This window comes from Mesorhizobium sp. CA12, assembly GCF_020165255.1.
Lineage (GTDB): Bacteria > Pseudomonadota > Alphaproteobacteria > Rhizobiales > Rhizobiaceae > Mesorhizobium.
In genome coordinates this window covers 194,009-209,385 of the sequence record NZ_JAIUHT010000001.1, presented here as the reverse complement: position 1 = coordinate 209,385, position 15,377 = coordinate 194,009, and the positions used below count along the sequence as shown (strand labels likewise).

The 15,377-nt window shown below is 63.6% G+C and carries 14 protein-coding genes; all 14 read right to left on the bottom strand.

Features of this window, described 5'->3' with window-relative positions:
- Window positions 1–91: 91 nt before the first annotated feature.
- Entirely contained in the window at window positions 92–376 is a 285-nt protein-coding gene (locus LB520_RS00975; protein WP_224636088.1) for a DUF1467 family protein, read from the bottom strand.
- Window positions 373–777 carry a methylmalonyl-CoA epimerase gene (mce, locus tag LB520_RS00970; protein ID WP_224545462.1) on the bottom strand — a complete coding sequence of 135 codons (405 nt, stop codon included), beginning with the start codon at window positions 775–777 and terminating at the stop codon, window positions 373–375. The genes LB520_RS00975 and mce overlap by 4 nt, the downstream gene beginning before the upstream one ends.
- A gap of 148 nt (window positions 778–925) precedes the next feature.
- A complete protein-coding gene (locus LB520_RS00965) occupies window positions 926–2,596 on the bottom strand; it encodes a ribonuclease J (protein WP_224636087.1) in 1,671 nt (556 codons plus the stop codon).
- A 95-nt stretch (window positions 2,597–2,691) separates the two neighbouring features.
- Window positions 2,692–3,513: a biotin--[acetyl-CoA-carboxylase] ligase gene (locus LB520_RS00960; RefSeq protein WP_224636085.1), complete on the bottom strand. Its 822-nt coding sequence runs from the start codon at window positions 3,511–3,513 to the stop codon at window positions 2,692–2,694.
- Window positions 3,514–3,517: 4 nt separating this feature from the next.
- Window positions 3,518–4,954 carry an NADH-quinone oxidoreductase subunit NuoN gene (gene nuoN, locus LB520_RS00955; RefSeq protein WP_224636084.1) on the bottom strand — a complete coding sequence of 479 codons (1,437 nt, stop codon included), beginning with the start codon at window positions 4,952–4,954 and terminating at the stop codon, window positions 3,518–3,520.
- A gap of 14 nt (window positions 4,955–4,968) precedes the next feature.
- Window positions 4,969–6,474, bottom strand: a complete 1,506-nt coding sequence (locus tag LB520_RS00950; RefSeq protein ID WP_224626060.1) for an NADH-quinone oxidoreductase subunit M — start codon at window positions 6,472–6,474, stop codon at window positions 4,969–4,971.
- Window positions 6,474–8,447 carry an NADH-quinone oxidoreductase subunit L gene (gene nuoL, locus LB520_RS00945; protein ID WP_140839938.1) on the bottom strand — a complete coding sequence of 658 codons (1,974 nt, stop codon included), beginning with the start codon at window positions 8,445–8,447 and terminating at the stop codon, window positions 6,474–6,476. The genes LB520_RS00950 and nuoL overlap by 1 nt, the downstream gene beginning before the upstream one ends.
- Window positions 8,448–8,458: 11 nt before the next feature.
- A complete protein-coding gene (gene nuoK, locus LB520_RS00940) occupies window positions 8,459–8,767 on the bottom strand; it encodes an NADH-quinone oxidoreductase subunit NuoK (protein ID WP_027168992.1) in 309 nt (102 codons plus the stop codon).
- Between the two features lies 1 nt (window position 8,768).
- A complete protein-coding gene (locus tag LB520_RS00935; RefSeq protein WP_224636083.1) occupies window positions 8,769–9,389 on the bottom strand; it encodes an NADH-quinone oxidoreductase subunit J in 621 nt (206 codons plus the stop codon).
- Between the two features lie 228 nt (window positions 9,390–9,617).
- Window positions 9,618–10,109, bottom strand: coding sequence for an NADH-quinone oxidoreductase subunit NuoI (nuoI, locus tag LB520_RS00930; RefSeq protein ID WP_095764866.1), 492 nt, complete (start codon window positions 10,107–10,109; stop codon window positions 9,618–9,620).
- Window positions 10,109–11,152 (bottom strand): NADH-quinone oxidoreductase subunit NuoH, encoded by a 1,044-nt coding sequence (gene nuoH / locus LB520_RS00925; protein WP_224636082.1) that lies wholly within the window; start codon window positions 11,150–11,152, stop codon window positions 10,109–10,111. Before nuoH ends, nuoI begins: the two co-directional genes overlap by 1 nt.
- 2 nt (window positions 11,153–11,154) lie before the next feature.
- On the bottom strand, window positions 11,155–13,236 hold the full coding sequence (gene nuoG, locus LB520_RS00920) for an NADH-quinone oxidoreductase subunit NuoG (RefSeq protein ID WP_224636080.1): 2,082 nt from the start codon (window positions 13,234–13,236) through the stop codon (window positions 11,155–11,157).
- 74 nt (window positions 13,237–13,310) lie between these two features.
- On the bottom strand, window positions 13,311–13,994 hold the full coding sequence (locus LB520_RS00915) for an NADH-ubiquinone dehydrogenase (protein WP_095764863.1): 684 nt from the start codon (window positions 13,992–13,994) through the stop codon (window positions 13,311–13,313).
- Window positions 13,995–14,069: 75 nt separating this feature from the next.
- Window positions 14,070–15,374 carry an NADH-quinone oxidoreductase subunit NuoF gene (gene nuoF, locus LB520_RS00910; RefSeq protein WP_095764862.1) on the bottom strand — a complete coding sequence of 435 codons (1,305 nt, stop codon included), beginning with the start codon at window positions 15,372–15,374 and terminating at the stop codon, window positions 14,070–14,072.
- Window positions 15,375–15,377 lie beyond the last annotated feature (3 nt).

Sequence of the window (15,377 nt, the reverse complement as noted above, 5' to 3'; positions counted from 1 at the left end):
ACGGTTAGCCGTTGAATTCGGAAGCCGGCTTCCGAATTCAACCTTGGCGCGCGTATGCTGCTTAATACTTGGGGAGACTGTATCGTCAGCGTCAGTGATGGGCATTCGGACTAAAGTCCGGCATGATCCGCATGATATCGTCGAAGCTGAATCCCAGGCCCATCGTCAGGCCGTAGAGAATGCCCATCACGACCACCGTTACGATCGTCGCGCGGACGAAGGCGCGCAGCATGTGCGGGCCGCGCGGTGCGCTGGAAACGGTGCCGAGCGTGACATCCTGGTCGTCGTCCTGGGTGCGCAGGCTGAACGGAAGGACGACGAACAGCACCAGCCACCAGGTGACGAAGAACAGCGCGGCGAACAGGATCCAGTTCATGCCTGCTCCAGTTCGACCAGCGTGCCGAAGAAATCCTTGGGATGCAGGAACAGCACCGGCTTGCCATGCGCGCCGATCTTTGGATTGCCGTCGCCAAGCACACGCGCGCCGCTTTGCTTCAAATGATCGCGAGCGGCCAGGATATCGTCGACCTCATAGCAGACGTGATGCATGCCGCCCGAAGGGTTCTTCTCGAGGAACGCGGCGATGGGCGATGCCTCGCCCAGTGGCTCCAGCAACTCGATCTTGGTGTTGCCGACATCGATGAACGCCACGCTCACACCATGCTCCGGCAGCGCCTGCGGCTCGCTCAGCCGCGCGCCCAGCGTATCGCGATAGGCGGCCATTGCCGCGGCCAGATCCGGCACGGCAAGCGCGACATGGTTCAGGCGTCCAAGCATCGGCGGTTTCCTCAGGCAGTAGGCAGTAGGCAGTAGGCAGTAGGCAGTAGGCAGTAGGCAGTAGGCAGTAGAGAAGAAGCAAATTTGGCGAGCTAAAAAGCAATCGCCTTTCCTATTGTCTACTGCCTAGTCCCTACTGCCTACTCCCTCATCTCGTAACAAACACCGTCACCAGCGGCTTCTTGCCCCAGGCTTCGTTGGCGGCGCCGCGCACTGCGCGGCGCACCGCCTCCTGCACCAGGTCGAGGTCTTTTCGGCGCTGACGCGGAATGGAGTCCACCGCGCCGATTGCCGCATCGAGCATCAGATCCTCCAGCGTCTCGCCGCGGGCATCCGCCTCGGCGACGCCGATCGCCACCAGGTCGGGGTCGCCGGCAAGCTCATATTTGTCGTCGAGCACGACGTTGACCGCGACATGCCCGGCGAAGGAAAGCTTGCGGCGGTCGCGTATGCCCATCGCCTGGTCGGTGCCGATCAGCGAGCCATCCTTGTAGAGCCGCCCGAACGGCACCTGATCGATGATCGTCGCCGGCCCTGGCCAGAGCCTCAGCATGTCGCCGTCGCGCACCTGCGCCACCTGGCCGATGCCCGACGTCGACATCAGCGAGCCCTGCGCCACCAGATGCGCCGCCTCGCCATGCACGGGAACGCCGATCTGTGGCCGCACCCATTCATACATCTTGCGCAATTCGCTGCGGCGCGGGTGGCCGGAGACATGCACCAGCGCGTCGCCGTCCTCGATGATCTTCATGCCGAGATCGATCAGCCGGTTCTTGATCTCGAGGATTCCCTTCTCGTTGCCGGGAATGGTGCGCGAGGAAAACACCACCGTGTCGCCGGCCGTCAGCGCCACCGACTTCATCTCGTCGCGTGAAAGCTTTGCCAGCGCCGCCAGCGGCTCGCCCTGGCTGCCGGTGCAGATGATCACCAGGTTCTCGCGCGGGATATAGCCATAGTCCTCCTCGGCGATGAACTCCGGCAGCCCGTCCATGTAGCCGAGCTCGCCCGCCACATCGATAACACGCTTCAGCGATCGGCCGAGCACGAGGCATTGCCGGCCGGCATCGCGTGCCGCCTTGGCGATCGAGACGATACGCCCGACATTGGAGGAGAAGGTCGTGACCGCGACGCGCCCCTTCGCGCTCTCAATGACACCCTTGAGGCCTTCGCCGACAGCGACTTCCGACGGCGACTCCCCTTCCCTCAGCGCGTTGGTGGAATCGCAGATCAGCGCCAGCACGCCCTTGTCGCCATAGGCGCGGAAACGCGCCTCGTCGGTCTTCGGGCCGATCGTCGGCGCCGGGTCTATCTTCCAGTCGCCGGTGTGGATCACGGTGCCGGCGGGCGTGGTGATCGCCAGCGACATCGGCTCGGGAATCGAATGCGCCACTGGAATGGCCTCGATCTCGAAAGGTCCGATGGTGAATTTCTCGCCGGCCCGGTAGATCGACGCCGGGATCTTCGGCGCGCCCTGCTCGCCCTGTCGCTTGGCTTCGAGCAGGCCGGCGGTGAACGGCGTCATCCAGACCGGGACCTTAAGCTTCGGCCAGATATCGAGCAGCGCCCCGTAATGATCCTCATGCGCATGGGTGATGACGATGCCGCGCAGGCCGTCGATATTCTCCTCGATGAAACGCGTATCGGGCAGGATGAGATCAACGCCGGGATGTGCCGAGTCCGGAAAGGTGACGCCGACATCGACGATGATCCATTCGCGCGCGTCTGCAGGCCCATAGCCGTAAAGGGCGAAGTTCATGCCGATCTCGCCGACGCCGCCCAGCGGCGCGAAGACGAGCTCGGCGTTTTCTCTATTCGCCATCAATTCTTTCCTTCCTGGCCGCTTTGGCCAAGCCGTTGGCACAAACCCGGGAAAAGCGTGTCACCGCTTTCCGTCCGGAATTGCACAGAACAAAATTATGCCCGGGCCGAGGCGACCGCGCCGAAATGCACGTCGCCGGCCGCGATCGTCAAAACCGATCCCTCATCGTCGCGGATCACAAAACGGCAGTCCTCGTCAATGGTTTCGAAGACGCCGCGCACCACATTGCCGTCAATTCTGACAGCAACCTCGCCGCCGAGCCCTGCCGCGCGGGCAAGCCAGCGCTTCCTGATAGCATCGAGCCCGCGCCCGTCATCCCACAGCCTGGCATACTCGCTCCAGGCATCCGAAAGCGCCAGGAACAGCGTTTCGGCATCGCAAGTCGCGCCCAGCGCCTGCAGCGACATCGCCGGATAAGGCAAATCCTCAGGGTAAGCCACGACATTGACGCCGATACCGATGGCGACGGCAAAGCGGCCGCCATCGAGCATCGCCGATTCCAACAGGATGCCAGCAAGCTTGGCGCCCGACGCCAGCACGTCGTTCGGCCATTTCAATTCGAAGCGGTTGCGGCCCTGGCTCGCGCCGTCGACGGCGACGGCGATCCGGCCCTTCGGCACTACGGCGTCGAGCGCGTCGGCCAGCGCAAGCCCGGCGACAAAGCCGAGCGTCGCGGCAAGCCGGAGCTCGCCACCCGGAACCAGAAGCAGCGTCGCCGCGAGATTGCCCTCCGGCGTTGCCCAGGCGCGGCCACGCCGGCCGCGGCCGCTCTCCTGCTTCTTCGAAACGACCCAGAGCTTGCCGGGATCGCCGGCGCGCGCGTGTTCCAGCGCCAGCGCGTTGGTCGAGCCGACGCTGTCATGCGCCTCGAGCCGGAACCCCTCCGACGCCGCGGTTGGAGCCAGCCGAAATGCCATCCCGTCAGAAGAAGGTCTTCGCAGCGGCTTCGGCATAGCTGCCGATCGGCCCGCCGATCAGCACATAGAACAGCACGAAGGCGCCGCTGACGCCGAGGACGAGGCGCAGCTCGCTGGCCATCGGCACGAAACCGCCGACCGGCTCGTCGAACCACATGATCTTGATGATGCGCAGGTAATAATAGGCGCCCACCACCGAGGCCAGCACGCCGATGATCGCCAGCGCGTAGAGATGCGCGTTGATGGCGGCGAGGAACACGTACCACTTCCCCCAGAAGCCGGCGAGCGGCGGAATGCCGGCCAGCGAGAACATCAGGACGGTGAGGATGGTGGCCATGATCGGATTGGTCGAGGCGAGACCGGAAAGATCGCTGATCTGCTCGACATTGCCTTCCTTGCGCCGCATGGCCAGGATGAAGGCAAAGGTGCCGAGCGTCATCACCAGATAGATCAGCATGTAGATGGCGACGCCGCGCACGCCGGCCTGGCTGTTTGCGGCAAGGCCGACCAGCGCATAGCCCATATGGCCGATCGAGGAATAGGCCATCAGGCGCTTGATGTTGGTCTGGCCGATAGCCGCGAAGGCGCCAAGCGCCATCGAGGCGATCGAGATGAAGACGACGATCTGCTGCCAGTCCGAGGCAATCGGCTTGAAGGCGCCCATGGTGACGCGCACGATCAGCGCCATCGCCGCCATTTTCGGGGCGGCTGCCAGGAAGGCGGTGATCGGCGTCGGCGCGCCCTCATAGACGTCCGGCGTCCACATGTGGAACGGCACGGCCGAGATCTTGAAGGCGAGGCCTGCCAGCACGAACACCAGGCCGAAGACGAGGCCGAGCTGGCGCTCGCCGCTGCCAAGCGCCGCCGCGATTTCCTGGAAGCCGGTATTGCCGGTGTAGCCGTAAACGAGGCTGATGCCGTAGAGCAGCATGCCCGACGACAGCGCGCCGAGGACGAAGTATTTCAGGCCGGCTTCGGTCGAGCGCAGATTGTCGCGGTTGATCGCCGCCAGCACATAGATCGCCAGCGACTGCAGCTCGAGCCCGAGATAAAGCCCGATCATGCCGTTGGCCGAAATCATCAGCATCATGCCGAGCGTGCAGAGCAACACCAGAACCGGGAATTCGAACTTGTCGAAATGCTCCCGGCGCGCAAAGCGCATCGACATGACGAGCGTCACCGCCGATCCGATCAGCGCCAGCATCTTCATGAAGGCGCTGAAGGAATCCTGCACGAAGGCGCCGCCATAAGCAGCGCCTTGCGTGCCGGAGAAGCCAAGCCAGAGGCCGGTCACCACCAGCACGAGGACGGCCAGGCCGGTCACGGTCATGGTGCTGTTGGAGCGCGAATAGGCCCCGATCATCAGGAGCGCCAGCGCACCGACGGCGAGGATCAGCTCCGGCGTCGAGAGCGAAAGGCTGGAGAGAAGGTCCGGCGTCATGGTCTATTCCCCAGTCAGTTCGCCGCCGCGGTCTGCGCGGAATTGATGGATGCGGTGACGTTGGTTACGAGCGTCTTGACCGACTGGGCCGTCGCGTCGAACACCGGCGCCGGGTAGACGCCGAAGAAGATGACCAGCACCACCAGCGGGTAGACGATCGCCTTCTCGCGCGGCGAAAGGTCGAGCAGGTTCTTCAGGCTATCCTTGGTCAGTGCGCCGAAGATCACCCGGCGATAGAGCCACAGCGCGTAGGCCGCCGACAGGATGACGCCGGTGGCGGCGAAGAACGCCACCCAGGTGTTGACCTTGAACACGCCGAGCATGGTCAGGAACTCGCCGATGAAGCCGCTGGTGCCGGGAAGGCCGACATTGGCCATGGTGAAGATCATGAACACGGTGGCGTATTTCGGCATGTTGTTGACGAGACCGCCATAGGCGTCGATTTCGCGCGTATGCATACGGTCGTAGATGACGCCGACGCACAGGAACAGCGCGCCCGAGACGAGGCCGTGGCTGAGCATCTGGAAGATCGCGCCCTGCACGCCTTCCTGGTTCATCGCGAAGATGCCCATGGTGACGAAGCCCATATGGGCGACCGACGAATAGGCGATCAGCTTCTTCATGTCCTCCTGCATCAGCGCCACCAGCGAGGTGTAGATGATGGCGACGACCGAGAGCGTGAACACCAGCGGCGCGAACATCGCCGACGCCTCCGGGAACATCGGCAGCGAGAAGCGCAGGAAGCCGTACCCGCCCATCTTCAGCAGGATGCCGGCCAGGATCACCGAACCGGCGGTCGGCGCCTCAACGTGGGCGTCCGGCAGCCAGGTATGCACCGGCCACATCGGCATCTTCACCGCGAAGGAGGCGAAGAAGGCGAGCCACAGCCAAGTCTGCATGTTGGCCGGGAAATTATGCGTCAGAAGCGTCGGAATGTCGGTAGTGCCCGACTGGAAGAACATCGCCATGATGGCGAGCAGCATCAGTACCGAGCCGGCGAGCGTGTAGAGGAAGAACTTGAACGAGGCATAGACGCGCCGCTTGCCGCCCCAGACGCCGATGATGATGAACATCGGAATCAGGCCAGCCTCGAAGAAGACGTAGAACAGCACGATGTCGAGCGCGCAGAACACGCCGATCATCAGCGTCTCGAGGATCAGGAAGGCGATCATATAGGCCTTGACCCGCTTCTCGATCGCATCCCAGGAGGCCAGTATGCAAAGCGGCATCAGGAAGGTGGTCAGGATGACGAACAGCATCGAGATGCCGTCGACGCCCATGTGGTAGGAAATGCCTGAATCCAGCCAGGCGCGCTTCTCGACGAACTGGAAGCCGGCCTGCGAATTGTCGAAGCCCGTCCAGATGAACAGCGAGATGACGAAGGTGAACGCCGTCGTGATGAAGGCGATCGCGCGGATGTTGCGGCGCGCGTTTTCGCTGTCGTCGCTGATGAACAGGATGAGCAGAACACCAACCAGCGGCAGGAAGGTGACCAGCGAGAGGATTGGCCAGTCGGTCATCAGAGCATCATCCAGGTGACGAGAGCGGCCACGCCGATCAGCATGGCGAAGGCATAGTGGTAGAGATAGCCGGTCTGCAGCTTGACGACCCTGTTGGTGACGTCGACGACGCGCGCCGAGATGCCGTCGGGGCCGAGGCCGTCGATGACGGCGCCGTCTCCGGTCTTCCACAGGAACCTGCCGAGGCGCTTCGCCGGCCGCACGAACAGGAAGTCGTAGAGCTCGTCGAAATACCACTTGTTGAGCAGGAACGCATAAAGCAGGCGATGATTGGCGGCGACGCTTCGGGGAAGTTCCGGCGAGCGAATATAGAATTTCCAGGCCACCGCGAGGCCAATCAGCATGGCGACGAACGGGGCGAGCTCTACCCAGAGCGGCAATTCGTGGATCTCATGCAGGATGTGGTTTTCCGGCAGCGTGAACAGCGAAGCCTTCCAGAATTCGGCGTAACCCTCGCCGATGAAGGCGCCGTGGAAGATGATACCGGCAAACAGCGCGCCGGCGGCCAGCACATAGAGCGGCACCAGCATCACCGGCGGCGATTCGTGGACATGGTGCATGACCTCGTGGCTGGCGCGCGGCTCGCCGTGGAAGGTCATGAAGATCAGCCGCCAGGAATAGAAGCTGGTGAAGCAGGCGGCGACCACCAGCAGGATAAAGGCGAAGCCGGCGACCGCATTGTGGCTGGCGAAGGAGGTCGCGATGATGGCGTCCTTGGAGAAGAAGCCGGCAGTGCCGATCACCGTTGCCGGAATGCCGACGCCGGTCAGCGCCAGCGTGCCGACGATCATCATCCAGTAGGTCGCCGGGATGAGCCTGCGCAGGCCGCCCATCTTGCGCATGTCCTGCTCGTCGGACACGGCATGGATGACCGAGCCGGAGCCGAGGAACAGCAGCGCCTTAAAGAAGGCGTGCGTGAAAAGGTGAAAGATCGCCGCGCCATAGGCGCCGACCCCGAGCGCCACGAACATGTAGCCGAGCTGCGAGCAGGTCGAATAGGCGATGACGCGCTTGATGTCGTTCTGGACGAGGCCGACGGTCGCCGCAAAGAAGGCGGTGAATGCGCCGATAAAAGTGACGACGGTCAGCGCCGAATGCGACAGCTCGAACAGCGGCGAAAGCCTCGCCAGCATGAACACGCCGGCGGTCACCATGGTCGCCGCGTGGATGAGCGCGGAGACCGGCGTCGGGCCTTCCATCGCGTCCGGCAGCCAAGTGTGCAGCGGCACCTGCGCCGACTTGCCCATGGCGCCCATGAAGAGCAGCAGGCAGACCACCGTCAGCGCCGTCTGTTTGTCGAGCGCTTGGCCAAGGAAAGTGAGCACGGCAGCACCCGCCGGCGCGCCTTCGGCCGGCAGGAAGGATGCGGCATTGGCGAACACGGTGCTCAGATTGACCGAGCCGAACAGCACGAACACGCCGAAGATGCCGAGCGCGAAGCCGAAGTCGCCGACGCGGTTGACGACGAAAGCCTTGATGGCGGCGGCATTGGCCGACGGCTTCTTGTACCAGAAGCCGATCAAGAGATACGAGGCGAGACCGACGCCCTCCCAGCCGAAGAACATCTGGATGAGATTGTCGGCGGTCACCAGCATCAGCATCGCGAAGGTGAACAGCGACAGATAGGCGAAGAAACGCGGCCGGTTCGGATCGTAGTGCATGTAGCCGATCGAGTAGATATGGACCAGCGCCGACACGGTGTTGACGACGACCAGCATAACCACCGTCAGCGTATCGATCCTGAGCGCCCAGGAAGCATCGATACCGCCCGACTGGATCCAGCGCAGCACCGGCACGGTGAACACCTCGCCATGGCCGAAGCCGACGGTGAAGAAGGCAACCCACGACAGCACCGCCGCGATCACCAGGAAGCCGGAGGTGATGTATTCGGAAGCCTTGGCGCCGAGCGAATTGCCGAACAGGCCGACAATCAGGAAGCCGAGCAGCGGAAGGAAGACGATAGCCTGATACATGATGGTTCCCGTCAACCCTTCATCGCGCTCACGTCTTCGACCGCGATCGAGCCGCGGTTGCGGAAGAAGACGACAAGAATGGCAAGACCGATCGCGGCTTCAGCGGCTGCGACCGTCAGCACGAACAGGGCAAAGACCTGTCCGACGAGGTCATGCAGCGCCGCCGAGAAAGCGACGAAGTTGATGTTGACCGCAAGCAGGATGAGCTCGATCGACATCAGGATGACGATGATGTTGCGACGGTTCAGGAAGATGCCGAACACGCCGAGCGTGAACAGGATCGCCGATACGGTCAGGTAATGTGCAATGCCGACGACCATCTCAGATACCCTCGCCCGATTTGACCTTGCGGATTTCCATGCCCGTCGCCGGCGTGCGGGCGACCTGCGCGGCGATCGACTGCCGCTTGACGCCTTCCTTATGGCGCAGTGTCAAGACAATGGCGCCGATCATGGCGACCAGCAGCACAAGGCCGGAAATCTGGAAATAATAGAGGTAGTCCGTGTAGAGGATGTCGCCGAGCGCCGCCGTGTTGGAGCGCGTGGCGAGATCCGGCGTTGCCTTGGCGACCGTCGAGGCGAGCTGCGGTGCGAATGTGTAGCCGCCGAGCACGACGATCAGCTCGGCCGCCAAGATCAGCCCGACCAGCGCGCCGATCGGCGCGTATTGCAGCGCGCCCTCTTTCATCTCGGCGAAGTCGACGTCGAGCATCATGACGACGAACAGGAACAGCACCATAACCGCGCCGACATAGACGACCAGCAGGATCATCGCCAGGAACTCGGCGCCGGTCAGCATGAAAAGGCCAGCGGAGTTGAAGAAGGTGAGGATCAGGAAGAGCACCGAATGCACGGGATTGCGCGACGAAATGACCATGAAGGCCGACGCCACGGCGATAAAGGCGAAGAGGTAGAAAAAGGCCGCCTCTAGTCCACTCAGCATGGGTTCCCCCGGGTTCCAAATTCCGACTCCGACCCGCCTCCGGTTCGAAACCGCGTGTTCCTTAGACGGACGACGTTGCGCCGTCCACTTTCTTGTTCTTTCTCCCCGTTTACGGGGAGAAGGTGGCCCAAAGGGCCGGATGAGGGGTACGCCAAGTTTCCAGAAGCTGGCGCCGCCCCTCATCTGCCTGCCGGCATCTTCTCCCGTAAACGGGGAGAAGCACGCTAATCACCTATACGGCGCATCCAGCGCGATGTTGCGCGCCAGCTCACGCTCCCAGCGATCGCCGTTCGCGAGCAGCTTTTCCTTATTGTAGTAGAGCTCCTCGCGCGTCTCGGTCGCGAATTCGAAATTCGGCCCTTCGACGATGGCGTCGACCGGGCAGGCTTCCTGGCAGAAGCCGCAATAGATGCACTTCACCATGTCGATGTCGTAGCGCACGGTGCGGCGCGTGCCGTCATTGCGGCGCGGGCCGGCCTCGATGGTGATCGCCTGCGCCGGGCAGATCGCCTCGCAGAGCTTGCAGGCGATGCAGCGTTCCTCGCCGTTCGGATAGCGGCGCAGCGCATGCTCGCCGCGGAAACGCGGGCTGATCGGCCCCTTCTCATGCGGATAGTTGATCGTTTCCTTCGGTGCGAAGAATTGGCGCATCGACAGGAAGAAGGCGCTGACGAAATCCTTCAGCAGCAGCGATTTTGCGGCCTGGGCCAGAGCGGACATCACGCAAACCCCGTGATCTTGAGGAAGGCCGCGGTGGCGACGACCATGAACAGCGAAATCGGCAGGAACACCTTCCAGCCCAGCCGCATCAGCTGGTCGTAGCGGTAGCGCGGCACAAAAGCCTTCACCATGGAGAACATGAAGAACATCAGGCAGATCTTCAGCACGAACCAGATCACCCCAGGTATCCAGGTGAAGGGCGCGAAGTTGAACGGCGGCAGCCAGCCGCCGAGGAACAGGACGGTCGCCAGCGCGCACATCAGGACGACGGCGACATACTCGCCGAGGAAGAAGAGCAGGAACGGCGTCGACGAATATTCGACCATATGACCGGCGACGAGTTCCGATTCCGCTTCCACTAGGTCGAAGGGCGGCCGGTTCGTCTCGGCAAGCGCGGAAATGAAGAACACCACGAACATCGGCAACAGCGACAGCCAGTGCCAGTCGAGGAAGGTGTTGGGCAGGCCGAGCCGCGTGCCGAGACCGTCCTGCTGCGACATGACGATGTCGGAGAGGTTGAGCGAGCCGACGGTGAGCAGCACGGTGACGATGACGAAGCCGATCGAGACTTCGTAGGACACCATCTGCGCGGCCGAGCGCAACGCGCCGAGGAACGGGTATTTCGAGTTCGATGCCCAGCCGCCCATGATCACGCCATAGACCTCGAGCGAGGAGATGGCGAAGACATAGAGGATGCCGACATTGATGTTGGCGATCGCCCATCCCTCGTTGACCGGGATGACAGCCCAGGCCGAAATCGCCAGCACCGCTGACACCAGCGGCGCCAGAAGGAACACGCCCTTGTTGGCGCCCGACGGGATCACCGGCTCCTTGAAGACGAATTTCAGAAGGTCGGCAAAGGCCTGCAGCGTTCCCCACGGACCGACGACGTTCGGCCCACGCCGCAATTGCACCGCCGCCCAGATCTTGCGGTCGGCATAAAGCAGATAGGCGACGCCGATCAGAAGCACGACGATCAGCACGACCGACTTCAACAGGATCAGCAGCGTCGGCAGCACATAGAAGGAGAGGAAGGTGTCCATGCTTATTCCGCCGCCTGCTTGAAGCCGCTCTTGGCCAGCGCCGAGCATTCGGCCATCACGGCCGACGCCCGCGCGATCGGGTTGGTGAGATAAAAATCCTTCACCGGCGAGGTGAACGTGCCCTTGTTAAGCCGGCCGCCGAGCTTCGCCACCTTGGCGATGTCGTCGCCGCTGCCCGCCTGCACCTGATCGATGCGGGCGAGATGCGGAAATTCGCCATAGAGCTTGGCACGCAGCTGCGCCAGCGAATCGAAGGGCAGCTTCTTGCCGAGCACGTCGGAGAGCGCCCGCAGGATCGCCCAGTCCTCGCGCGCCTCGCCAGGGGCGAAGCCGGCGCGGTTGGTCTGCTGCACGCGGCCTTCCGTGTTGACATAGGTGCCCGACTTCTCGGTATAGGCCGCGGCCGGCAGGATGACATTGGCGCGGTGCGCGCCGGCATCGCCATGCGTGCCGATATAGACGACGAAGGCGCCGCCGGTCTTGGCCATGTCGATCTCGTCGGCGCCGAGCAGGAAGAGCACATCGGTCTCGCCCAACATGCCGGCGACGTTCTTGCCGCCCTCGCCCGGCACGAAGCCGACATCGAGGCCGCCGACTCTTGCCGCTGCGTTGTGCAGCACCGCAAAGCCGTTCCACTCGGCTGTGACCGCGTTGACGGCAGCCGCGAGCCTGGCTGCCTGGCCGAGCACCGCTGCGCCGTCGGTGCGCGCCAGCGCGCCCTGGCCCACGATGATCAGCGGATGCGTGGCCTTGCTCAGCACCTCGAAGAACTTGCCGTTGCCGTCGGCAAGGTCTTTGAGCGATTCCGGGCCGGCGCCGATCAGCTCATAGTCGTAGCGTGTATCGCCGATCTCGCCGATGACGCCGACCGGCAGATTGCCGACGCGCCAGCGCTTGCGGATGCGGGCGTTGAGCACCGAGGCCTCGAAGCGCGGATTGGCGCCGATGATCAGCACCGCATCGGCCTGCTCGATGCCTTCGATGGTCGGGTTGAAGATATAGCTGGCGCGGCCGAGCGACGGGTCGAGCGCTGCGCCATCCTGGCGGCAGTCGATGTTCTTCGAGCCGAGCGCGGCCATCAGCAGCTTGAGCGCGTAGATTTCCTCGACCGCGGCGAGATCGCCGGCGATGGCGCCGATCCGCTCGGGCGCGGTCTTTGCAACCTCGTCCTTGATCGCCGCGAAGGCTTCCGCCCAGCTTGCCGAAACGAGCCTGCCGTTCTTGCGCACGTAAGGGCGGTCTAGGCGCTGCGTGCGCAGGCCGTCCCAGATGAAGCGGGTCTTGTCGGAGATCCACTCCTCGTTCACCGCCTCGTTGACGCGCGGCAGGATGCGCATCACCTCGCGACCGCGGCTGTCGACGCGGATCGCCGAGCCGACTGCGTCCATGACGTCGATCGATTCCGTCTTGGTCAGTTCCCACGGCCGCGCCTGGAAGGCGAACGGCTTCGAGGTCAGCGCGCCGACCGGGCACAGATCGATGACGTTGCCCTGCAGCTCCGACGTCATCGCCTGTTCGAGGTAGGTGGTGATCTCGGCATCCTCGCCGCGGCCGATCAGGCCGAGCTCGGAAATGCCGGCAACCTCGGTGGTGAAGCGGACGCAGCGCGTGCAATGGATGCAGCGGTTCATCACCGTCTTGACCAGCGGGCCTATATACTTGTCCTCGACCGCGCGCTTGTTCTCATGATAGCGCGAGGAATCGACGCCAAAGGCCATCGCCTGGTCCTGCAGGTCGCATTCGCCGCCCTGGTCGCAGATCGGGCAATCGAGCGGATGATTGATCAACAGGAATTCCATCACGCCTTCGCGGGCCTTCTTGACCATCGGCGTGTTGGTGAAGATTTCCGGCGGCTCGCCGTTCGGGCCGGGACGCAGGTCGCGCACGCCCATGGCGCAGGAGGCCTGCGGCTTGGGCGGACCGCCCTTCACCTCGATCAGGCACATGCGGCAATTGCCGGCGATCGACAGCCGCTCGTGGAAGCAGAAGCGCGGCACTTCCGCGCCGGCGTCCTCGGCCGCCTGCAGCAGCGTGTAATGGTCGGGTACCGTGATCTCTTTCCCGTCGACCTTTAGCTTTGCCATTCGCCTCAAACCTCTGCGGATGTCCCGCAATCTATCCTTCCGGGCGCGACTGAAGCCGCGCCCGGCATTTCAATTCACTTCTTCGCGGCGAGCGCCGCGGCCTGGGCAGTCCAGTTGTCGCGGCCGATACGGCCGGCGAGCGACAGGTAATCTTCCACCCAGGCGATCTCTTCCGATGTCCAGGCGGCGATCTGGCCATAGGTCCAGATGCCGAGACCGTTGAGCACCTTTTCCAGCTTCGGTCCGATACCCGAAATCGCCTTCAGGTCCGACGGCTTCGCCGGCTTGTCGACGGCCTTAGGCTGCCTGAAATCCTCGGGCATCAGCCCCGTTGCGGCCGGTTGGGCGACAATATCGGCCCCGGTCGCATCGAGCGCCTTCTCGGTCGCGTTCGCCGCTATATCGGTCACATCCTGGGCGAAGGTCTGAGCCCTGGCGATCAACGTCTCGGTCGCCTTGCGCGCCTTGGAGGCGTTGGCGGCCGCTTCGTGCTGCGCCTCGAGATCGTCGAGGAAAGGCTGGAACATGCGCTGCGAAGCCTCCAGGGCGCCGGTGAACGCGCCCATCCACATGCCGACGGCGTGGTTGGCCAGACCGATGCTGAGCGCCGACATCGCGGCGGCACCCGCGACCGGATGCGCCAGAAGGTTGACGGCGCTGGCCATCTCCTTCGGCATCATCTTGGTCAGGTCCTGGTTCATCTTCTCGAGTTGGTCCAAATCAGGCACGAACGGATAGGGTATCGAATACGGCGCCATAGAGATCTCCTGGTCGTTTCTTCGTATGCCCGCCCCAGTTTTTCAGTCTTCGGGCCAAGCCCGTATTTCGTAGTCTTATTCCGCCGCCACCATCACCGGCTCGACCCGGTGCGCGTTGCGCGAAAACTCGTCGATGCGGCGTTCCACCTCGCCGCGGAAATGCCGCATCAGGCCCTGGATCGGCCAGGCAGCCGCGTCGCCCAGCGCGCAGATTGTGTGGCCCTCGACCTGCTTGGTGACGTCGAGCAGCATGTCGATCTCGCGCTTCTGCGCCTCGCCGCGCACCAGCCGCTCCATCACCCGCCACATCCAGCCGGTGCCTTCGCGGCACGGCGTGCACTGGCCGCAGCTCTCATGCTTGTAGAAGTAGGACAGCCTGGCGATCGCCTTCACGATATCCGTCGACTTGTCCATGACGATGACGGCCGCCGTGCCGAGCCCGGATTTCAGGTCGCGCAGCGCGTCGAAATCCATCGGCGCATCGATGATCTGCTCGGCCGGCACCAGCGGCACTGAAGCGCCGCCCGGAATGACCGCGAGCAGATTGTCCCAGCCGCCGCGGATGCCGCCGCAATGCGTCTCGATCAGCTCGCGGAACGGGATCGACATCGCTTCTTCGAAAGTGCACGGATTGTTGACGTGGCCGGACACGCAGAACAGCTTGGTGCCGGCATTGTTCGGGCGACCGAAGGACGAGAACCAGGCGGCGCCCCGGCGCAGGATGGTCGGCGCCACCGCGATCGATTCGACGTTGTTGACGGTGGTCGGGCAGCCATAGAGGCCGACATTGGCCGGGAATGGCGGCTTCAGCCGCGGCTGGCCCTTCTTACCTTCCAGGCTTTCGAGCAGCGCCGTCTCCTCGCCGCAGATATAGGCGCCGGCGCCATGATGCATGTAGATGTCAAAGTCGTAGCCGGACGTGTTGTTCTTGCCGATCAGCTTGGCCGCGTAAGCCTCGTCGATGGCGCGCTGCAGCGCCTCACGCTCGCGGATGAACTCGCCGCGCACATAGATGTAGGCGGCGATCGCGCCCATGGCGAAGCCAGCGACCAGCGCGCCTTCGACCAGCGTGTGCGGATCGTTGCGCAGGATATCGCGGTCTTTGCAGGTGCCGGGCTCGGATTCGTCGGCGTTGATGACCAGATAGCTCGGCCGTCCGTCGCTCTGCTTGGGCATGAACGACCACTTCAACCCGGTCGGGAAGCCGGCGCCGCCGCGCCCGCGCAGGCCCGACGCCTTCATTTCGTTGATGATCCAGTCGCGGCCCTTGGCGACGAGGCCTGGCGTGTCGTCCCAGATGCCGCGCGACTGCGCGCCGGCCAGCGACTTGTCGAACAGGCCGTAGATGTTGGTGAAGATGCGGTCTTTGTCCTGAAGCATTTG